The sequence below is a fragment of the Vibrio sp. DW001 genome (assembly GCF_029016285.1).
Taxonomy (GTDB): Bacteria; Pseudomonadota; Gammaproteobacteria; order Enterobacterales; family Vibrionaceae; genus Vibrio.
In genome coordinates, this window is sequence record NZ_CP091975.1 from 128,523 (window position 1) to 148,545 (window position 20,023).

Genomic DNA, 20,023 nt, shown 5'->3' on the forward strand with positions numbered 1-20,023 from the left:
TAAATCACCCGTCACATTTTCGAGTGGTTGTTTTATCACCATTTGTTAGCCTTGCGCTAGATCAATTTTATCTTTGTTTTCAGAAATGAGAGTTGGAGTGAAAAGTGCTTAATTGTGTGATTTATATAAGTATCACCCAAAAAAAAGCCGGTTTACACCGGCTTAATATATAATTTGAATGAATTCTCATATATATGCATGTTAATGAAGGGTAGTGTTGCCTTGATCTGCTTGAGAATAAAGGTCTGCCACTTGATTTTCGTCGAACGAATAATCCGTGCCGCAGTAATCACAATGTAAAGAAATTGAGCCTTCAGTCGCTAAGATGTCATAAACTTCATCTTTGGCAACCGTTAGGATTGCAGAGCCACTTTTTTCCCTAGAACAGCCGCAATGAAAGACAACGGGTTGTGGCTCGAAAAGGTTTACCGTCTCCTGATTGTACAATCGATAAAGCAGTTCGTTTGCCTCTAAAGTAAAGAGTTCTTCATTCTTAACTGTGTTTGTAAGTTGTTCTAAATGTTCAAAATCGTTTTCTGTGCCGGTTCCATCAGGCATAACTTGAAGCAGCATACCAGCAGCATGAGGTGCTCCATCTTGAGTACCAAGACGAATCCATAGGCGTGTTTTTAGCTGTTCAGAGCGAAGGAAGTAGTTTTCTAAAACCGTCGAAAGATCGTCCCCTTCAAGGCCTACAACGCCTTGATAACGTTCCCCTTTATCGGGTGAAATGGTAATCACAAGATGCCCTTTTCCTACCAGTTGGTGAAGTGTTGCATCAGAAGCAATGTCGCCTTCCCATCGTGCAACGCCGCGTACTTTTTGGTTTTGATCACCATTGATGACAGCTAAAGAGACAGGACCATCGCCTTGCAGTTGAAGTGTGATAGAACCCTCAAATTTTAGCGTTGCAGTTAAAAGGGTGGTGGCGACTAATAGTTCGCCTAATAAGTTTTGTACCGGCGCTGGGTACTCTTTACTAGATATGATCTCTTGATATGCCTTATCTAACTGTACAAGTTCCCCACGTACAGAAAGATTCTCGAATAAATAACGATTTAAAACGTCTTGTGCCATGTCAGAACACTCCGGCTTACTGGTTTTTAAATTTAATAATGTCTCTACGTTGCTTCTTGTCTGGCCTACGTTCGGGGCTAGGACTGAATAACGTATTGAGTTTACGCTTTTGTGCGTTTTCTTCGCGTTTTGAGATGCTTTCTGGTGTCTCCGTATAGAGCAGTTGTGCTTCTGGTGCTCCACGTCTTTGCTCTGAAATTTTATCTATGACAACGATCTTCTCTTCATGTCTTTGTCTTAGTGTTATTGTTGCACCAAGTTCTATTATTTTACTTGGTTTTGAGCGCTGTCCATTATAATGAACTTTGCCTCCGTCTATCATATTTCGAGCTACCGACCGAGTTTTGTAAAATCTAGCAGCCCAAAGCCATTTGTCGAGCCTTACTGTCTCTGTATTTGTGCTCATTTTTATACGACTCCATGCTGTAAACTATTTTCTGTAAAAATGGTGACACATGTCTCTCTTTTCAAGTGGTAAATGTAAATATTAGGAATTCCCTTACCTCAATCTTGAAAGGGGTATGATATTCTTCTGCATAATGTTTACTGTGATTATAGACACTAAAGAGGTTGTAAATGTCTTCTGTTTTGAGCCGAACTCATCCGTTTTCCGGCTTAACGGAAAAGGTTTTCCGTTTATTTGCTGCTTCTCAATCTAAGCTCTGCACTTTATTAACTATATTGTTGGTCTGCTTATCAGCATGGATTGCGGGTCAAACTATGTGGTATTTGTCAGATGAACAGACAACGGTATCTAAATGGTCCGCTCAATCTGTTAATACTCGATCTTCTTCTGAGTCGAAGGGGATTATTATATCTGGTTTACTACAAGCTGCACTATTTGGTCGGCACGACGAGAAGGTAGATAAGGTCGTGTCAGCGCCTGTAATACAGGATGCACCAAAAACGCGTTTGAACTTAATTTTGGTTGGTGCTGTCTCTAGTTCTGTTGCGGAAAGCAGCTTGGCTGTTATCGCTAACAATGGATCCCAAGAAACGTATGGCATTGGTGAGAAAATTGAAGGGACACAAGCGAAACTAAAGAACGTTTTTATTGACCGCATTATTATTGACAATGCGGGTCGAGATGAAACGTTGATGCTTGAAGGAATTGAGTACAAAAAAGTGTTACCGACGGTGAGTAATAAAAAAACGAGTAACGCAATGGTTAGCGAAATTGGAAATAATCCTGCTCCCTTAGGTAATGAGATTGAATCGATTCGAGCAGAGGTTTTAGCTGATCCTCAAAAAATTCTCCAATACATACGTTTATCTCAAGTAAAGAAAGACGGGAAGCTTGTCGGTTATCGAATCAGGCCTGGTAAGCAGCGTGCACTATTTGATTCTGCAGGACTTAAAAATGGTGATATTGCCACGTCTTTGAATGGTGAGGACTTAACGGATCCTGCTTCAATGGGTAAAGTTTGGCAGTCGATGTCGGAAATGACAGAATTCAACTTGACCGTAGAGCGTGACGGTCAAGCACATGAAATATATTTAGAATTTTAATACTGGCTCAAGTGTCGGTGATTTGGAGGTTTTTTAGTGAAGAACTGGTTAAGCAGAAGTGCGATGTTACTGATAGGAAGTCTAATGTGCTTATCTGTTTCTGCCGATGAATATAGTGCGAGTTTCAAAGGCACGGATATTCAAGAGTTCATTAATATTGTTGGGCGAAATTTAGAAAAGACCATCATTGTCGACCCTTCTGTTCGTGGGAAGATAGATGTTCGGAGCTATGACGTATTAAATGAAAAACAATACTATCAATTTTTCCTTAATGTTTTAGAAGTCTATGGTTTTGCCGTTGTCGAGATGGAGAGTGGTGTTCTTAAAATTATAAAGGCTAAAGATGCGAAAACATCCGCGATTCCTGTTGTCGGAGCTGATGAAAAAATATTAGGTGATGCCGTTGTTACTCGTGTCGTCGCAGTAAAAAATGTTTCTGTTCGAGAGTTGTCTCCATTATTGCGTCAATTAAATGATAACGCTGGTGCGGGTAACGTGGTCCATTATGACCCTGCCAATATCATCTTGATTACAGGTCGTGCTGCCGTTGTTAACCGTCTTGCCGAAATTATTGAACGTGTTGATCAGGCTGGGGACAAATCAATAGAAGTGGTTGTTCTTAAAAATGCGTCTGCCTCAGAAATGGTGCGAATAGTTGATGCGCTAAATAAAACGACCGACACAAAAAATACGCCAGCATTTTTACAACCTAAACTTGTGGCCGATGACCGCACTAACTCCGTTCTTATCTCCGGTGACCCAACCGTACGTAAGCGCCTTCGTAAGTTGATAAAACAGCTCGATATTGAAATGGCGAGTCGGGGTAACAATCAAGTTGTCTATCTGAAATATGCGCAAGCTGAAGATATTGTTGACGTTTTAAAAGGTGTATCTGAAAATATTCAGTCAGAGAAGCAGAGCTCATCTAAAGCTCAAGGCGCGGCAAGTAAATCTCAGGTGATGATTGCCGCTCATAAAGATACCAATGCATTAGTTTTGACGGCTCCACCAGATATTATGAACGCCCTTATGGATGTCATTGCTCAGTTGGATATTCGCCGTGCTCAGGTTCTTATAGAGGCGCTTATTGTTGAAATGTCTGAAGGTGATGGCATTAATTTGGGCGTGCAATGGGGTAACTTGGATACTGGAGCTGTAATTCAATATGGCAATACAGGTGCATCAATTGGTGGCGTGATGGTGGGCCTTGAAGAGGCAAAAGATACTACAACCACAACCGCCGTATATGATGACGATGGTAGTTTCTTGAGAAATGAAACCACCACTGAATCCGGTGACTATTCCTCACTAGCTTCCGCGTTAAGCGGAGTGAACGGAGCGGCAATGAGTTTAGTTCTGGGCGACTGGACCGCTCTTATCAGCGCGGTCTCTACCGATTCCAATTCTAATATTCTCTCTTCTCCTAGTATTACGGTGATGGATAACGGAGAAGCATCCTTTATCGTTGGCGAAGAAGTTCCAGTGTTAACAGGTTCCACTGCAGGGGCAAACAACAGCAATCCATTTCAAACCGTAGAGCGTAAAGAAGTCGGGATTAAGCTTAAAGTTGTGCCTCAAATAAATGAAGGTGACTCTGTTCAATTAACGATAGAACAGGAAGTTTCAAATGTACTTGGCGCCAGTGGCGCTGTCGATGTACGTTTTGCCAAACGACAACTTAATACTCAGGTTATGATCCAAGATGGTCAGATGTTGGTTCTAGGCGGATTAATCGATGAACGCGTCATGGAGAGTGAATCTAAAGTCCCATTTTTAGGTGATATTCCAATAATTGGTCATCTTTTTAAATCAACAAGCAGTTCTGTTGAAAAGAAAAACCTGATGGTGTTCATCAAGCCGACCATTATTCGTGATGGTGTGACCGCAGATGGCATTACCCAACGTAAATATAACTACATTCGTGCAGAGCAGTTATTTAAAGCGGAAGAAGGTTTGAAACTGTTATCGGATGACCTCATTCCGGTCCTTGCAGAATTTAAAGGCGATTCGCCACGTTATCCGGCAGAAGTACAAGCCTTTATTGACCAATTGGAGCTAGATTGATGACACAGTTGGCCAGCTTTGTTGGGCGTCTACCATTTGGTTTTGCTAGGCGCCACCATGTGGTTTTAGAAAATAGTCCGCAACGAACAGAAACAGAACTGCCTCAGTTGTATTATGTCGAACCTATTGCAATCTCAATTTTAGCGGAAGTACAACGAGTCATTAAGGTGCCGTTTGCATTGGTTTCGACAGATAAGGATAGCTTTGAGAAGAAACTGACAGAGATCTATCAGCGAGATTCGTCAGAAGCTCGGCAGTTAATGGAAGATATTGGTGCAGATAATGACGACTTTTTCTCATTGGCTGAAGAGTTACCTCAAAATGAAGATCTATTAGAGACAGAAGATGACGCCCCTATCATTAAGTTAATCAATGCGATGCTAGGCGAAGCAATTAAAGAAGGTGCTTCGGATATTCATATTGAAACCTTTGAACAGAGTTTGTCTATTCGATTCCGTGTTGATGGTGTATTACGTGAGGTATTAGAACCAAGTCGCAAGTTAGCACCACTTCTTGTCTCACGAGTTAAGGTTATGGCAAAACTCGATATCGCTGAAAAACGCGTCCCTCAAGATGGAAGAATCTCATTGAGAATTGGTGGTCGTGCGGTTGATGTCCGTGTCTCTACAATGCCATCTTCGCATGGTGAACGCGTTGTAATGCGTTTACTGGATAAAAACGCCACCCGCCTTGATTTACATAGCCTAGGGATGACGGAAGAAAATCACGAAGTAATAAGAAAATTGATCGCTAGGCCGCATGGCATCATTTTGGTTACCGGACCAACAGGCTCAGGTAAATCAACAACCTTATATGCCGCGTTACAAGAACTGAATAGTACGGAACGGAATATTTTAACGGTAGAAGATCCTATCGAATTTGATATTGACGGTATAGGCCAAACACAGGTTAACCCTAAAGTTGATATGACCTTCGCCCGTGGTTTACGCGCCATTTTGCGCCAAGACCCAGATGTCGTTATGGTCGGTGAAATACGTGATCTCGAAACGGCACAAATAGGTGTGCAAGCCTCGTTAACCGGTCACTTAGTCATGTCTACCTTGCATACCAATACGGCGATAGGGGCAATTACTCGACTAAGAGATATGGGCATTGAACCTTTCCTTATTTCATCTTCTTTGTTAGGGGTGTTATCTCAGCGCCTGATAAGGACCTTGTGCTCTGATTGCAAGCAAAGCTTTGAAGCCGACAGAGAACAGAAGAAAGTGTTTAAGTTAACAGAGCAAGAGCCCTTAACACTTTATCGTGCGAATGGATGTGAGGCGTGTAATTTCAAGGGGTACAGAGGACGAACTGGAATACATGAGCTACTTCTTGTTGACGATAATGTTCAAGAACTCATTCATTCAGAGGCGGGAGAAATGAGCATAGAAAAAGAAGTCCGTGCTTATACGCCAAGTATCCGAGCGGATGGATTGAAAAAAGTTCGTCAAGGGATCACTACCCTTGAAGAAGTTATGCGAGTAACCAAGGAAGTCTAATGGCTGCATTTGAATACAAAGCACTGAATGACAAAGGTAGGCAGAAAAAAGGTGTCATTGAGGGAGATAATGCACGCCAAGTTCGACAACGATTGAAAGAACAGGGCTTGATTCCTGTTGAGGTCATTGAAACCAAAGTAAAAAACAGTACCGAAAAATCGTCTACGTCATTTAATCGAAGTATTAGCACCAATGATCTCGCGTTATTAACGCGTCAGCTTTCAACATTAGTTCAAGCAAGCATGCCTTTAGAGGAGTGCTTAAGAGCGGTTGCAGAACAATCAGAAAAGCCACGTATCACCAATATGTTAATGGGTGTCCGTTCTCGAGTGGTTGAAGGGTATACGCTTGCCGATAGCCTTGCCGACTACCCGAATGTATTTGATGATCTTTTCCGCTCTATGGTGGCCGCTGGTGAACGTTCCGGTCATCTGGATAGCGTATTGAATCGACTCGCTGATTACGCTGAAAATCGCCAGTTAATGCGTTCTAAACTACAACAGGCGATGATTTATCCTGTGGTGTTAACCGTATTCGCATTTGCTGTTGTTAGTTTTTTATTAGCCAGTGTTGTACCAAAAATTGTTGATCAGTTTGTTCAAATGGGGCAGGAGCTACCCGGGTCAACTCAATTTCTTTTGGATGCCAGTGGTTTTGTACAAAACTGGGGAATCTATCTGTTAGTCGGTATTATCTGTTCTTACTATGGTTTAAAAATGGCTTTAAAGAATGCGAATACAAGGATGTCTTGGGATAAGAAGCTGCTGAGTATTCCTTTGATAGGAAAAATAACAAAAGGGATCAACACGTCTCGCTTTGCTCGAACGTTATCTATCTGTACCTCGAGTGCTATACCATTATTGGAAGGTATGAAAGTTGCGACAGACGTAATAAGCAATCGATATATGGAGCAACACGTTTTGGATGCCTGCGAAAAAGTAAGAGAAGGGGGCAGTTTAAGGCGCGCTTTAGAACAGACCAAATTATTCCCGCCCATGATGTTACATATGATTGCGAGTGGTGAGCAAAGTGGTGAGTTAGAGCAGATGCTTACTAGAGCAGCAGATAATCAAGATAGGGATTTCGAATCCACGGTTAATATTGCCTTAGGGCTATTTACACCTGCACTTGTTGCTGTGATGGCTGGTGTGGTTTTGTTTATTGTAATGGCAACGTTGATGCCTATTTTAGAGATGAATAATTTGATTTCTGCTTAATGGTTTGGCGTTCCGTCGTCTTGAGCAGAAGGATTGAGTTTGTTAGGAGATGAAAATGAAACAAAGAAAACAAAATGGTTTTACCTTACTTGAGATTATGGTTGTTGTTGTGATTTTAGGTATTTTGGCCAGCGTTGTTGTGCCTAATTTGTTAGGAAACAAAGAAAAAGCGGATCAACAAAAAGCCGTGTCTGACATCTCTGCATTAGAACAAGCGTTCGATATGTATAAGCTAGACAACAGTGTATACCCATCGACAGATCAAGGTTTAGAAGCACTCGTTACAAACCCAAGTGGCAGCCCTGAGCCAAGAAACTACCGAGACGGTGGTTATATAAGGCGCTTACCACAAGACCCTTGGGGATACGATTATCAATATCTAAGCCCTGGTGACAAAGGAACGATCGATATCTTTAGCTTGGGCTCAGATGGGCAAGAGGGTGGTGAAGGCAGTGCTGCGGATATTGGCAATTGGAATATTCAAGATTTCTAATCATCAATACTAGGGTTAACAGACCTTAGTCATGTCCATAAAGTAGGCGCGACTTGTGGCAGTAATGAATAAGAAAAATACAGGTTTTACCTTAATTGAGATCATGCTGGTGTTAGTCTTGATGTCGCTTAGTGCCGTGGCCGTGATCATTAATCTGCCTGATTCAAAGCAAGACATTGCGAAAGAACAGGCACAGCGTTTTTATTATCGAATACAACTTCTTAATGAACATGCCATTTTAAATGGTAAAGATTTGGGTATAAGAGTAGATGAGAAAAAAGGCACCTACAGTTACCTACAGCTAGAGAGTAATGGGTGGCAAGTTTTTGAAAATAAAACGTACGTCGAAACACAATTGCAAGATGGTGTATTACTTTCATTGGAGTTAGGTAGTGATGCATGGTCACAGAACGAAAGCCTATTCAAGCAAGAAAGCTTATTTGATGAAGATATGTTTGTTGAGTTTGATAAAGAAAAAAAAATCAAGCCGCCCCAGTTGTTTGTGTTGTCCAGTGGAGAGATGACCCCTTTTCGTCTCTCCATATTTTCAGCAGAAAACAAATATAATGGTTGGGTTGTCGATGTAAAAGAATCCGGTTCTATCGACCTTATTCATGCGAAAGACACACAAGATGAGACGGGTATTCGATGAATCAGCGCACTCGTGGTATGACATTGCTCGAAGTATTGGTTGCGCTAGCTATATTTGCTACTGCTGCGATCAGTGTTATGCGCTCCGTTACTCAACATCTAAATACGCTGTCTTATCTGGAAGAAAAAACGTTCGCATCATTTGTTATAGATAATCAAATTAGTCGGGTGATGCTATCAGGTGCACCTAAAAGTACCAAATCGGGAAAAACAGAAATGGTGGGTAAACAGTGGTATTGGAAAGTAACGCCTGTTGAAACCGCCGTTGGCTTTATTGTTGCATTTGATGTTAGCGTGTCATTGAATGAAAATGCTAAAAGTCCGATATTGACGGTGAGAAGTTATGCCGAGAAATAAGGCGTCTTATCGCAAAATACAACGGGGTTTTACCTTAATAGAAGTGCTTGTTGCGATTGCTATTTTTGCGTCTCTAAGTGTGTCAGCTTACATGGTGTTAAATCAGGTACAGCGAAGCAATCAAGTATCGCTTGAAAAGACAGAAAGGTTGAAAGAGATTCAACGAGCGATGGTGATTATAGACAATGATTTTAGACAGATAGCATTAAGAAGATTTAGAACCAATGGAGAAGAAGCGGCAGAAAATATTCTATTTTGGGGCGATGGGTTACTCGACTCAGATAACAAGGCCGTGCTGTTTACTCGGTTAGGATGGCAGAACCCACAGCAGGTGTTTCCTCGTGGGGAGATTACCAAGGTTGGTTATCGAATTGTCGGAAATCGGCTTGAACGAATTTGGTGGCGATACCCCGACACACCGGTGGGACAGGAAGGCGTGATCACCAATCTTCTCAACGATGTTGATATGATTGACATGCAATTTTATAAAGAGGGTGAATGGAGTGAAAGCTGGGATGAGGCATTAGCCTTACCTGAGGCACTTTCAATTACATTTACGCTACAAGATTATGGCAATATAGAACGAGTTTATTTGACGGCTGGAGAGCGTTTGCAAGTCGCCACTGAAGGTGTCAGCAATGATTAACAGGCCATCCAATAGATCCGTTAAAAAGAATGCGGGTGCGGCTTTAATTGTTGTATTACTGATTCTTGCAGTGATGGTTTCAATTGCCGCCACAATGACTGAGAGGCTGTTTGTTAACTATACACGCGTCGAGAACCGGATCAGTCACCAACAGGCGTATTGGTATAGCATTGGTATTGAAGCATTAGCCAAATATGGTATTCAACAGAGCTATGAAGATGGTGATACGATCAACACGAGTCAACCTTGGGCGTTGAAAGAACAAGTTTTTCCGCTCGATTACGGCACGGCCTCTGGTAAAATAATAGACAAGCAAGCTTGTTTTAATATCAACGTATTAGGTAAAGAAAAGCAGCAGGCCAATAGTACATCAAAGCCCTATTTGGTGGCGGTTTTTCAGCGTATGCTCGAAGAGCTTGAGATAGAAAATTATCAAGCTGAGGTTATTGCCGATTCCACATGGGAATTTTTGGATACAAACACTACATCATCGACCAATTATGGCGTCGAAGATAGCTTTTATGAAGCGCTGCACCCCGCCTATATCACCCCAAACGGGATGATCTCTGATAACACGGAGCTAAGAGCGGTTCATCAAATGGATAGTGGAGTGATGGAGAAGATTGGCCCGGTAGTTTGTGCGTTGCCTTGGGACGATTGGCGTTTAAATGTGAATACGATTAATGAGGCGGGTTCGGTTATGTTGGTGGCAATGTTTTCACCACTACTGAGTGCAAGTGACGCTTCCTCATTGATAGAAAACAGACCTTATGATGGCTGGGCATCGGTGGATGACTTCTTAGCCGAAAGACAGATCGCGACAATAGATGCGACGATAAAAGATAAAGCCAATGGTTATTTAACGACAGATAGCCATTACTTTGAGCTTGATGCTCAGGTTATGGTAAATGAATCAAGAGTTAGGATAAGAAGCCTACTCTTTAGCAAAGACAAGAAGGACGTCTCAGTTATACGACGGCGTTTTGGAGGAGTCATTGAGCGAGTTTCTGACAGTTCGACTAAGTAGAGACAAGCAGGCCCCTATACGGTGGTTGGTTTGGTCTACTAGTCAGAATGAAATTATAGCGAGCGGAGAACTTAGCAGCAAAGATCAGCTAAGTGAACTTTCTATTTACGCGGACCAACGTACAACTTTGTTGTTATTGGATAGCCGTGACATATTGCTAATGGAAGCAGAAATTCCGGCTGGTGCAGCTCGGCAAGTTGATACGATGCTGCCATATTTGCTTGAAGATGATATTGCGCAGGATGTTGACGAGTTGCATTTTACGATTCTGAAAAAAAACGCAAACAAAGTCGACGTTGCCGCCATTGATAAAGCGTATTTACTTGAGTGGATTCAGGCTTTCACGGCGGTTGGGATCGCGATAAGCAAAATTGCACCTGACGCACAGACATTACCATTAATGGATAACACAGTGTCAGCGGTTCAAATGGATTCGCAATGGCTGTTTAGAAAGTCTCAAAATCAATCCACATCAATAGATGAGCAGTGGTTACCCCTCTTTATTGAATCTGATTGGTGCGCTAGTCAAAGTGAAGAATACAAAATATTAAGTTATAGCACGATACCTGATTCTGTAACCAGTAGTACAGATTGGAAGCAGGCGGAACCTGAATTGGTCATGGTACTCCTTACTAAAGGCGCGATCCATTCACCAACCAATCTATTAACAGGAATGTTTAAACCTCAGTCTTCAATATTTAAGCACCTGAAAATTTGGAAGAATGTTGCATTCGCAGCGTGTCTTTTCCTATTAATATTGTCCACTCAGCGCGTTCTTCAAGTCAATCAATATGAGGCTCAATCTTTCGCTTATCGTACTGAAAGTGAACGAATTTTTCGCACCATATTTCCAAATAAAAACAAGATCCCTACAGTCAGCTACTTAAAGCGCCAAATGTCAGACGAAGAGAGCGCACTCTCACGTGGTCATGACGAGACTTCCGTATTGGGTTGGTTAGCTCTGCTACCTGAAGCGCTAAAAGGGCACACTTCTGTTGAAATAAGCAATATTCGGTATGACTCAAATCGAGGTGAGGTCCGTCTTGATGCCTCAATGAAAGACTTTCAAACCTTTGAGGAGGTAAGAACTAAATTGGCTGAAAAGTTTAGCGTGACTCAAGGACCTCTTGATCGAAAAGAGAATCGAGTGTCAGGCAGTTTCGTTTTGAGGAGAAAGTAATGAGTACTTTAAATGAGTCCATTTTCTCTTGGTGGAGAAGTATTTCTTTAAGAGAGCAGCGTATGGTTATCGCCTGCTCAATACTAATGATAGCAGGTGGGTTTTATTGGGGGTTGATTCAACCTCTATCCGAAAGAGCGAATACGGCGAAAGTAAGAATAAATAGTGAGAAAGCGTTACTTCAATGGGTATCTGATAGTGCCGATCGAATCATCGAACTTAGAGGGAACGGTAGGGTTTCTGTCTCGAATGTGCCGTTTAATCAGGTCATTTCCACATCAGCCAAAAGCTACAAAATTGAATTAATTAGAATTCAGCCACGCGATGAGATGCTACAAGTCTGGGTTAAACCCGTTGCCTTTGACCAATTTGTACACTGGCTTGCTTATTTACAACAAAAACAAGCGGTTCAGGTTGAATTTATGGAAATTTCGAGCAGTGACTCTAAAGGAATCATTGAAGTGAAACGCTTGCAGTTAAAGCGAGGAGGATAATTTGAAACGTATCATTCTTCTCGTCATTTGTTTTATATCGGTGCTGTGTATTAGTGCCTTTGTTCACATGCCAATCTCCTTTGCTTTGAAAGCGATGCCAGAGTTCCCGAACTTAAAAATTGAGTCGCCAAGTGGCACTATTTGGGCAGGTGAAGCCCAAAATGTTCGTTGGCAAAATGATAACCTTGGTCAGGTGAATTGGCAGTTTAAACCGCTAAAACTGCTTCAAGGAAAAGCCAATTACTCGCTGCGTTTTGGTCGAGGGAGCGATGTAAAACTAATGGGCAAAGGAAATGTAGGTGTTGGTTTATCAGGGTTATTTGCGGATAACGTGATTATCTCCATGCCCGCTGTAAACGTATTGCAGCGACTATCTATACCTGTTCCGATTACTGTAAAAGGAAACCTAGAGTTATCCATCAATGACTATCAATATGCACAACCATGGTGCGAATCGGCAACCGGTACACTAGTGTGGGCTGGAAGTAAAATTGGGTCACCATTAGGTGGGTTAGATTTAGGTAGCGTTATAACAGATTTGCAGTGCCAAGAAAGTAAGCTAAGCGCAACGGGTGAGCACAATAACAATCAGTTAGCGGGGTCACTGCAAGCCGAATTACAACCGAATCTACGTTATAACGTGGAGGCTCGGTTCAAACCTAATGCGGAATTTCCTACGGCTATGACATCTCAGCTTAAATGGCTTGGAAGTCCTAACAACAAGGGTGAATACTCATTTACTTATGCAGGTAAACTAAACTAACCTGTAGAATAAATATTTGATGCTCATTGTTACTGCTAAAATGAATATTACCGTTAAAATTAAGTTATCGAACAGACAAGGAGCAAGGGATGGCGAAAATTCAAAAGCCGAAAATATTAGCAGTTGAGACAGCCGCTAAATCGAAGTTATTCACTATTGAATCTCTTGACCTTGAATTTTCTAATGGGGTAAAGCGCACCTATGAGCGAATGCGCCGCAGTGGTCGTGAAGCGGTCATGATGGTACCCATTACGGAAAATGGTGATCTATTGCTCGTTAGAGAGTATGCCGCAGGCACCGAAGAATATGAACTTGGTTTTCCAAAAGGGCTTGTTGATTTAGGTGAAACACCGCAAGAGGCAGCGAATCGAGAACTAAAAGAAGAAATAGGTTTGGGTGGCACTGTTTTTACACCACTTAAAAAAGTGGTCTTAGCACCTTCTTATTTTTCAAGTGAAATGACTCTTTTTCTAGTCGAAGGTTTATATCCTGAAATGTTAGAAGGGGATGAGCCAGAACCCTTAGAATTGGTACGTTGGCCTTTGAATCAAGCAGATGAATTGCTATCCCATTTGGATTTTAGTGAAGCCAGAAGTATTGCAGCGCTCATGCTGGCTCAGCGTTACTTGGCGCAAGAAACATCACCGAATAAGACGAACTAGGAACTGACATGGCAACCTTTAACAAAGATCTATCTCACCTACTACCGTCGGTCATTGACGTTGCTAGAGCAGCAGGACAACTCATTTTAGATATTTATGAGAAAAAAGAGTACGAAGAATTCACCAAATCGGACTCGACGCCTGTAACCACTGCCGACTTAGCCGCGCACAAATTTATTGAAGAGAAATTATCTGAGCTAACACCTGATATCCCAGTATTATCCGAAGAAGCCGCAGATATAACACTAGAACAACGTGCTCACTGGAGTCGCTATTGGCTTGTGGACCCACTGGATGGAACCCAAGAATTTATCGCTCGAAGTGGTGACTTTGCGACAGTCATTGCATTGATAGAAAATAATAGACCAGTGATGGGGGTGGTTTACGGACCGGTTTCTGGCGTGACTTATTATGCCTACGAAGGTAAGGGTGCTTGGAAGATCCCGGATATGCATGAAAGTGTTCGTATAAAAACACTTACGCACGACGTTGGACAACAAACAATTGCAATTGCAATCAGTCGCCGTCAGGATATCAATAGAATCACTAACAAAATGTCGCCAGCATGGAATTATGATCTCATTCCTCTTGGATCGGCGGCGTTAAAAGCGTGCTTGGTTGCAGAAGGCGCAGTTGATTGTTACCTAAGACTTGGGCCAACAGGAGAATGGGATACCGCTGCGACTCAGTGTATTGTTCAGGAAGCAGGGGGCAGAATATTGAGTACTAAGCTGGAACCTCTTTCTTACAATGAAAGAGAAACCTTTGAGAACCCTAATTTTATCGTGTTAGGAGATGAGAATCTGCCTTGGGATGAAATCTTACAAATGAAAGATTAACAGACATTAAAAAGGACAGCGAATCGCTGTCCTTTTTGCATTCTAGAATAGAGATGATTTCGTAATTTACCGAAGCGGTGCTACGCGTAAATGAGAAATAAACTGCAACCAGTTAGTAATATGAGTGCTCGCCGCGTGCGTGTTCTGTTGCATCGCGAACGGCAGTCAATTCACCTTCAAATTGCTGTACTAGCTCTTTCTCTATGCCTTCTTTCAGCGTTACATCAACCATCGAACAGCCATTACAGCCGCCACCAAATTGAACTAGGGCAATTCCGTCTTCTGTGATTTCTACCAAGCTTACGTGACCACCGTGGCCTGCGAGTTGAGGATTCACCTGTGTTTGAATTGCATATTCAAGACGTTCCATCAAAGATGCATCGTCAGAAACCTTACGCATTTTCGCGTTAGGTGCTTTCAAGGTAAGCTGCGAACCCATCTTGTCCGTTATGTAGTCGATTTCAGCATCTTCGAGAAAAGGTAAGCTTAACTCATCAACAAAGGCTGAAAAGGGCTCTAATTTCATCTCGGTATCACTTGCTTCTACCGCTTCTGGTGGACAATAAGAGACACCACACTCTGCGTTCGGTGTTCCTGGGTTAACGACAAATACACGTATATTGGTATTTTCCGGTTGCTGTTCTAGCAGTTTAGCAAAGTGTGCTTGAGCACTTTCAGTAATAATAATTGACACGACTAATACCTGACTGTTTTTGTAGGTTATTTGATTCTATTCTACTCTTGCGATTACAGGATGCCAAATGAAAATTGATACTTTGTTGTTTGTTTCAATAACGTCGAGTTATTAGGCATTATGTTCCTGTTCTGCAGATGCAATAAATATCAATTTTTTTTACTCCAACATCAAGGAGTAATTTGCATAATTGTCGGACCGAACTTCCTGTGGTAACTACGTCGTCAATAATTGCGATATGTGTTTGATTCGGTGACCAATTGAGGGTGAATGCATGGGTCAGGTTTTTCATCCTTTGTTGCTTATCTAACCCCTGTTGGCTAGGGGTAGATTTACCCCTTTTAAAGAGCGTTTGACCGAAGGTACTCCTACCTTGTAAATGAGCCGTAAGGTAGTGCGCGAGAACATCACTCTGGTTGTAACCTCGATGCAAGAAACGTCGCCAATGAAGTGGCATACTTACGATGAGTGGAGCAGGGTCATCTATCATTTTTGATAACAAATAGGTCAAATCGTAGGCGTATTGCAGTTGACCTGAATACTTTAAGTTGTGGATATAGTTAGATAATGGCGCTTTATAATCACCGACACAAAAAAGCCGGTCCCAGAGTGGTGGTTCGGATAAACAAACACCACACTTGGCAACGGGTATTAAGGTTTCTAATCCGCATTGGCAACAACGGGGTTTGGCTAGAAAAAGCAATAGACAACTCTGACACCAAATGAGATCGCCAGATTTACTGTCCTTGCTAAGACCACATAAATGGCAAATTGGGTTAGAATATTGGGTAATAATACGACGGATTTCTTTTTTCCACATTGGAATCTCGGTAGTTGGTATTTAGAGTCATCACTGGATTTGAATTCAGGTTAAATAATAAAGAATACGCTAAGAGATAATTCATGATTGAAGTAGCACAGAAGATGACAACTCCCCCACCGTTGTTTTGGCATAGAGAAGGAAATGGTAAAGACTTGGTCTTAATCCATGGATGGGGAATGAATGGCGCAGTTTGGCAACAAACGGTTGAGCGACTTTCGGCACACTTTACAGTTCATGTGGTCGATTTGCCGGGCTATGGCCACAGTTCAGAACGACATGCAGATGATATCGATAGCGCAGCTAAGATGGTTCTGGAGCATGCACCGGAGCAAGCTATTTGGGTGGGTTGGTCGTTAGGAGGGTTAATCGCTACCCATATCGCGTTAAACACCCCAAATCGAGTATCGAAACTCGTCACTGTTGCCAGCTCACCAAAATTTGCCGCGGAGAAGCGTTGGAGAGGTATTAAACCCGCCGTATTGTCTACCTTTACTGAACAGTTAGTGGAAGATTTTCATCCAACTATTGAACGGTTTATGGCGTTGCAAGCGATGGGAAGCCCAACTGCAAGACAGGATGTGAAATTATTAAAAAAGGCCGTGTTGTCACGACCTCTTCCGACTCCAGAGTCCTTGTTAGTTGGCTTAAATATGTTAGGAAATGTAGATTTACGTGGCCAGTTGGATCAGATCAGTATGCCATTTTTACGTTTTTATGGCCGACTTGATGGTTTAGTACCGATAAAAGTCGCGAATGACTTACAAGAATTACTATCAAATTCAGAGCATTACATCTTTAACCAATCCTCTCATGCTCCATTTATGACTGAACTCGATGAGTTTTGCACACAATTAATACAATTTAGTGGTAAATAATTGAACAGTTTGGCCGATAAGATATCTAACCAATTACAAATAGCATCTTATCTACCTAGGAGAAAGAGTTACCTAGGAAGATAGGTAACTACGATTCGCTATGAAGCAATAGGTTGTATTAGAAGGAGGTTTGTTATGATTGTGTCGCCGACGAATGTGAACGTGCCACTAATCGCTCCTTCGGTCAATGTTCAAACTGAACAAGCGGCGAGAGATAACAAAGTTCGTGAACCTGTTACGCCGCCAGTAGAACTGGCAAAATCCAATGCAGAAAGGCGCATTAAAGCAGAAGATAAGCGCCGGAAACGACCTGCTTGGGATGCGTCGGACCATCCTGATTATGAACTGGACAGTGAGACAAACGCTAAGTCAGCGAAGAGTGAAGAACCCAAAGATACCCTAAGCCGGTTGTTTGAACTGCTTGCACTTCAAACCTATTCGGAGAAACAGGGGTTGGGTTACACGATTCGCTTTCGTTTGCCTAAAAAAATCATTGATGCAGCGATTACTTCGGGAAAAATGGAGCGGAGACGTACTGTGATTAAATATCACTACGGTCATGCTGTAGCACCAAACTGCCCTTCTGAGGTTATTGCGGTGCTTTGACAACTCTGAGTAGAGTTATAGATTCTAGAATGTTCTAGGATCTATAACTTATTTTTCTTCCCGTTAACCTGTCATCATCGCCCTGCTTTCTTGAACGCATCAGCAAACGCACTGTTTCCCATCGGCTGGTTTTGAGATCCTTGGCTTTTGGGTTTGTTCTTACGTTCTGGGGACACATTTCGATTCGTCTGCGGTTTATTATTTGTCTGGCCAGATTCGTCGGTTAGACGCATAGTCAGGGCAATTCGCTTGCGCTGAACCTCAACCTCAAGCACTTTGACTTTGACAATATCACCAGCTTTAACGATTTCGCGAGGGTCAGAGACATAACGGTCAGTCAAAGCAGAGATATGGACTAAGCCATCCTGATGAACGCCGATATCGACAAATGCACCAAAGTTTGCCACGTTAGAGACAACCCCTTCAAGAATCATTCCCGGTTCAAGATCTGAGATTGCGTTAATTCCGTCAGCGAAAGTTGCAGTTTTAAATTCGGGTCTAGGGTCGCGACCCGGCTTATCAAGCTCCTTGATAATATCGGTCACCGTAGGAATCCCAAAGGTACTGTCGGTATAATCTATCGCATTGAGAGAGCGCAAAAATAGAGTGTCACCAATAAGGGCCTTTATTGGTTTGTTATTTTTCTCTGCGACTGCTTTAACCAAAGGATAGGCTTCAGGGTGAACAGAAGACGCATCTAATGGGTTTTTACCATCCATGATACGAAGGAAGCCAGCACACTGTTCAAAGGCTTTAGGCCCCAAACGAGCAACCTTTTTTAAGGTTGTTCGAGTTTCAAAGCGACCGTTTTCATCTCGATATTTGACAATATTTTCTGCAATAGTGTTAGAAAGTCCGGCAACACGAGTAAGAAGTGCTGTTGAGGCAGTATTGACGTCAACGCCAACAGCGTTGACACAATCTTCTACTACGGCATTTAATCGTTTTGCCAATGCATTCTGACCAACGTCATGTTGGTATTGGCCAACGCCGATAGATTTAGGGTCAATCTTAACCAACTCAGCCAGAGGATCCTGCAAGCGTCTGGCTATAGAAACGGCACCACGTAAAGAGACATCCATGTTAGGGAACTCATTAGCGGCGAGCTCAGATGCAGAATAAACTGATGCGCCTGCCTCACTGACAATAATATTTTGTGTACTTAGATTGGCTTTTTTTAATGTATTTACTACAAAGTCGTCAGTTTCGCGGGAAGCGGTACCATTTCCAATAGCAATCAGGTCAACGTTATGCTTTCTGATCAGTTTTTCAATTACATGGGCTGACTTATCGATCTGTTTGTGAGGCTGGTTTGGGTAAATAGTGTCGGTATCAAGCACTTTACCTGTGGCATCAACGACAGCAATCTTAGAACCAGTTCGAAGTCCAGGGTCTAAACCAAGTGTTGCTTTAGGGCCCGCAGGGGCTGCCATCAATAGGTCTTTTAAGTTAGAAGCAAATACGTCTATTGCATCCACCTCGCTGCGCTCCTTCATCGCTCCCATCAATTCGGTTTCCATATGGGTCGAAATTTTTATTCGCCATGCCCAGCTTATTACCTGATTGCGCCATTTATTTGCTGGCGTTTCACTGAGATGAAGTCCGTAATGGTTAGTGATGATATCTTCGCAATATGAGTGGCGAATGCTTTCGTCTTGGTTTGGGTCAGCGTTCATCGATAGTTGCAAAAAACCTTCATTCCGGCCTCGAAGCATCGCTAATGCACGGTGAGATGGTGCTTTACTTAGCTTTTCATTATGTTCGAAATAATCCTTGAACTTCTGTCCTTCTTGTTCCTTTCCTTTGATAACTCGGGATACGATTTCAGCTTGAGTTGTGAGGTATTGTCTAAGTTTACTAATTAAATCGGCATTTTCAGCAATCTGCTCCATGATAATAAAACGAGCGCCATCCAGTGCCGCTTTAGTGTCATTAATTCCTTTTTCAGCGTTTATATAATGTCGAGCTTCTGATTCTGGATCGCCTTGTGCTTCTTTCCATAGCTTCAATGCCAATGGTTCTAACCCTGCCTCGATAGCAATCTGTCCCTTGGTTCTTCTTTTGGGTTTATAGGGAAGATAAAGATCTTCAAGTCGAGTTTTACTCTCCGCTTGATTAATATCGTTCTCTAACTTAGGCGTTAGTTTTTCTTGATCACTGATGGATTTAAGAATCGTCACTCGACGTTCATTCAGCTCTCGAAGATAGCTTAAGCGCGAATCTAGGGTTCTTAGTTGGGTATCGTCCAAGCCACCCGTTACTTCTTTACGATATCGCGCAATGAAAGGGATGGTACTTCCTTCATCGATAAGACGAATCGTTGCGGCAACCTGCTCGGTTCGAACGTTAAGCTCTTTTGCAATCTGCTGGCTTAAGTGTTGTGAGTCTCTTTGTTGCTGAGAAGGGGGTTGGCTCATCTGTAGATCTCTTTAATCAATTTTTTGCATTGTTTCATAAATGGGGGCAAAACGGAGAATTACTAGGTTGTCGTTGGTTATCGCAATCTTTAATTTTCTTTTGCGTAACTTTGACATGAATTGCTGT

Annotated in this window: 21 protein-coding genes; 16 read left to right on the forward strand and 5 right to left on the reverse strand. The window is 42.3% G+C overall.

All coding sequences use genetic code 11. From position 1 onward, the window contains the following. Positions 1-201: 201 nt before the first annotated feature. Both hslO and hslR read right to left on the reverse strand, forming a co-directional pair. The gene (gene hslO, locus L3V77_RS00590; protein ID WP_275135298.1) at positions 202-1,077 is read right to left on the reverse strand and encodes an Hsp33 family molecular chaperone HslO; all 876 of its coding nucleotides are present in this window, start codon (positions 1,075-1,077) and stop codon (positions 202-204) included. A 16-nt stretch (positions 1,078-1,093) separates the two neighbouring features. Beyond that, on the reverse strand, positions 1,094-1,483 hold the full coding sequence (gene hslR / locus L3V77_RS00595) for a ribosome-associated heat shock protein Hsp15 (protein WP_275135299.1): 390 nt from the start codon (positions 1,481-1,483) through the stop codon (positions 1,094-1,096). 170 nt (positions 1,484-1,653) lie between these two features. On the opposite strand from hslR, the gene gspC reads away from it, so the two are divergent. The 14 genes from gspC to cysQ all read left to right on the forward strand — a co-directional run bounded on the left by gspC (position 1,654) and on the right by cysQ (position 14,481). After that, a complete protein-coding gene (gene gspC, locus L3V77_RS00600; RefSeq protein ID WP_275135300.1) occupies positions 1,654-2,586 on the forward strand; it encodes a type II secretion system protein GspC in 933 nt (310 codons plus the stop codon). 36 nt (positions 2,587-2,622) lie between these two features. Next, a complete protein-coding gene (gene gspD, locus L3V77_RS00605) occupies positions 2,623-4,650 on the forward strand; it encodes a type II secretion system secretin GspD (protein ID WP_275135301.1) in 2,028 nt (675 codons plus the stop codon). Next, complete coding sequence (gene gspE / locus L3V77_RS00610; RefSeq protein ID WP_275135302.1) at positions 4,650-6,152, forward strand: type II secretion system ATPase GspE; 1,503 nt, start codon at positions 4,650-4,652, stop codon at positions 6,150-6,152. The genes gspD and gspE overlap by 1 nt, the downstream gene beginning before the upstream one ends. Beyond that, positions 6,152-7,369 carry a type II secretion system inner membrane protein GspF gene (gspF, locus tag L3V77_RS00615; RefSeq protein ID WP_275135303.1) on the forward strand — a complete coding sequence of 406 codons (1,218 nt, stop codon included), beginning with the start codon at positions 6,152-6,154 and terminating at the stop codon, positions 7,367-7,369. The genes gspE and gspF overlap by 1 nt, the downstream gene beginning before the upstream one ends. Positions 7,370-7,418: 49 nt before the next feature. After that, on the forward strand, positions 7,419-7,862 hold the full coding sequence (gene gspG, locus L3V77_RS00620; RefSeq protein ID WP_195704853.1) for a type II secretion system major pseudopilin GspG: 444 nt from the start codon (positions 7,419-7,421) through the stop codon (positions 7,860-7,862). A gap of 64 nt (positions 7,863-7,926) precedes the next feature. Next, complete coding sequence (gspH, locus tag L3V77_RS00625) at positions 7,927-8,514, forward strand: type II secretion system minor pseudopilin GspH (protein WP_275135304.1); 588 nt, start codon at positions 7,927-7,929, stop codon at positions 8,512-8,514. Continuing rightward, on the forward strand, positions 8,511-8,870 hold the full coding sequence (gene gspI / locus L3V77_RS00630) for a type II secretion system minor pseudopilin GspI (protein ID WP_275135305.1): 360 nt from the start codon (positions 8,511-8,513) through the stop codon (positions 8,868-8,870). The genes gspH and gspI overlap by 4 nt, the downstream gene beginning before the upstream one ends. Continuing rightward, positions 8,857-9,516 (forward strand): type II secretion system minor pseudopilin GspJ, encoded by a 660-nt coding sequence (gene gspJ / locus L3V77_RS00635; protein ID WP_275135306.1) that lies wholly within the window; start codon positions 8,857-8,859, stop codon positions 9,514-9,516. The genes gspI and gspJ overlap by 14 nt, the downstream gene beginning before the upstream one ends. Further along, on the forward strand, positions 9,509-10,543 hold the full coding sequence (gspK, locus tag L3V77_RS00640; protein ID WP_275135307.1) for a type II secretion system minor pseudopilin GspK: 1,035 nt from the start codon (positions 9,509-9,511) through the stop codon (positions 10,541-10,543). The genes gspJ and gspK overlap by 8 nt, the downstream gene beginning before the upstream one ends. Next, complete coding sequence (gspL, locus tag L3V77_RS00645; RefSeq protein WP_275135308.1) at positions 10,512-11,723, forward strand: type II secretion system protein GspL; 1,212 nt, start codon at positions 10,512-10,514, stop codon at positions 11,721-11,723. Before gspK ends, gspL begins: the two co-directional genes overlap by 32 nt. After that, positions 11,723-12,217 (forward strand): type II secretion system protein M, encoded by a 495-nt coding sequence (locus L3V77_RS00650; protein WP_275135309.1) that lies wholly within the window; start codon positions 11,723-11,725, stop codon positions 12,215-12,217. Before gspL ends, L3V77_RS00650 begins: the two co-directional genes overlap by 1 nt. A 1-nt stretch (position 12,218) precedes the next feature. Then, positions 12,219-12,980 carry a type II secretion system protein N gene (locus L3V77_RS00655; RefSeq protein WP_275135310.1) on the forward strand — a complete coding sequence of 254 codons (762 nt, stop codon included), beginning with the start codon at positions 12,219-12,221 and terminating at the stop codon, positions 12,978-12,980. Positions 12,981-13,069: 89 nt separating this feature from the next. Beyond that, positions 13,070-13,642 carry an ADP compounds hydrolase NudE gene (nudE, locus tag L3V77_RS00660; RefSeq protein WP_275135311.1) on the forward strand — a complete coding sequence of 191 codons (573 nt, stop codon included), beginning with the start codon at positions 13,070-13,072 and terminating at the stop codon, positions 13,640-13,642. An 8-nt stretch (positions 13,643-13,650) separates the two neighbouring features. After that, positions 13,651-14,481 carry a 3'(2'),5'-bisphosphate nucleotidase CysQ gene (gene cysQ, locus L3V77_RS00665; RefSeq protein WP_275135312.1) on the forward strand — a complete coding sequence of 277 codons (831 nt, stop codon included), beginning with the start codon at positions 13,651-13,653 and terminating at the stop codon, positions 14,479-14,481. A gap of 112 nt (positions 14,482-14,593) precedes the next feature. On the opposite strand, the gene nfuA is transcribed toward cysQ, so the two are convergent. Then, complete coding sequence (nfuA, locus tag L3V77_RS00670; RefSeq protein ID WP_275136658.1) at positions 14,594-15,205, reverse strand: Fe-S biogenesis protein NfuA; 612 nt, start codon at positions 15,203-15,205, stop codon at positions 14,594-14,596. A gap of 88 nt (positions 15,206-15,293) precedes the next feature. Further along, entirely contained in the window at positions 15,294-15,995 is a 702-nt protein-coding gene (locus L3V77_RS00675) for a ComF family protein (protein WP_275135313.1), read from the reverse strand. A 104-nt stretch (positions 15,996-16,099) separates the two neighbouring features. Between L3V77_RS00675 and bioH the strand changes: the two genes are divergently transcribed. Next, the gene (gene bioH / locus L3V77_RS00680; protein WP_275136659.1) at positions 16,100-16,873 is read left to right on the forward strand and encodes a pimeloyl-ACP methyl ester esterase BioH; all 774 of its coding nucleotides are present in this window, start codon (positions 16,100-16,102) and stop codon (positions 16,871-16,873) included. A gap of 135 nt (positions 16,874-17,008) precedes the next feature. Further along, complete coding sequence (locus L3V77_RS00685) at positions 17,009-17,479, forward strand: ATP-dependent Lon protease (protein ID WP_275135314.1); 471 nt, start codon at positions 17,009-17,011, stop codon at positions 17,477-17,479. 74 nt (positions 17,480-17,553) lie between these two features. Here L3V77_RS00685 and L3V77_RS00690 read toward each other — a convergent pair whose 3' ends face one another. Continuing rightward, positions 17,554-19,896 (reverse strand): Tex family protein, encoded by a 2,343-nt coding sequence (locus L3V77_RS00690; protein WP_275135315.1) that lies wholly within the window; start codon positions 19,894-19,896, stop codon positions 17,554-17,556. Positions 19,897-20,023: the final 127 nt, after the last annotated feature.

Excerpts from the sequence above, each read along its gene's own strand:
- L3V77_RS00650 (WP_275135309.1), top strand. The coding sequence starts at position 11,723 with ATGAGTACTTTAAATGAGTCCATTTTCTCTTGGTGGAGAAGTATTTCT.
- gspF (WP_275135303.1), top strand. The coding sequence starts at position 6,152 with ATGGCTGCATTTGAATACAAAGCACTGAATGACAAAGGTAGGCAGAAA.
- gspG (WP_195704853.1), top strand. The coding sequence starts at position 7,419 with ATGAAAATGAAACAAAGAAAACAAAATGGTTTTACCTTACTTGAGATT.
- bioH (WP_275136659.1), top strand. The coding sequence starts at position 16,100 with ATGACAACTCCCCCACCGTTGTTTTGGCATAGAGAAGGAAATGGTAAA.
- gspE (WP_275135302.1), top strand. The coding sequence starts at position 4,650 with ATGACACAGTTGGCCAGCTTTGTTGGGCGTCTACCATTTGGTTTTGCT.
- L3V77_RS00685 (WP_275135314.1), top strand. The coding sequence starts at position 17,009 with ATGATTGTGTCGCCGACGAATGTGAACGTGCCACTAATCGCTCCTTCG.
- gspC (WP_275135300.1), top strand. The coding sequence starts at position 1,654 with ATGTCTTCTGTTTTGAGCCGAACTCATCCGTTTTCCGGCTTAACGGAA.
- gspJ (WP_275135306.1), top strand. The coding sequence starts at position 8,857 with ATGCCGAGAAATAAGGCGTCTTATCGCAAAATACAACGGGGTTTTACC.
- cysQ (WP_275135312.1), top strand. The coding sequence starts at position 13,651 with ATGGCAACCTTTAACAAAGATCTATCTCACCTACTACCGTCGGTCATT.
- gspI (WP_275135305.1), top strand. The coding sequence starts at position 8,511 with ATGAATCAGCGCACTCGTGGTATGACATTGCTCGAAGTATTGGTTGCG.
- hslO (WP_275135298.1), bottom strand. The coding sequence starts at position 1,077 with ATGGCACAAGACGTTTTAAATCGTTATTTATTCGAGAATCTTTCTGTA.
- L3V77_RS00690 (WP_275135315.1), bottom strand. The coding sequence starts at position 19,896 with ATGAGCCAACCCCCTTCTCAGCAACAAAGAGACTCACAACACTTAAGC.
- nudE (WP_275135311.1), top strand. The coding sequence starts at position 13,070 with ATGGCGAAAATTCAAAAGCCGAAAATATTAGCAGTTGAGACAGCCGCT.
- L3V77_RS00675 (WP_275135313.1), bottom strand. The coding sequence starts at position 15,995 with ATGTGGAAAAAAGAAATCCGTCGTATTATTACCCAATATTCTAACCCA.
- gspK (WP_275135307.1), top strand. The coding sequence starts at position 9,509 with ATGATTAACAGGCCATCCAATAGATCCGTTAAAAAGAATGCGGGTGCG.
- hslR (WP_275135299.1), bottom strand. The coding sequence starts at position 1,483 with ATGAGCACAAATACAGAGACAGTAAGGCTCGACAAATGGCTTTGGGCT.
- gspH (WP_275135304.1), top strand. The coding sequence starts at position 7,927 with ATGAATAAGAAAAATACAGGTTTTACCTTAATTGAGATCATGCTGGTG.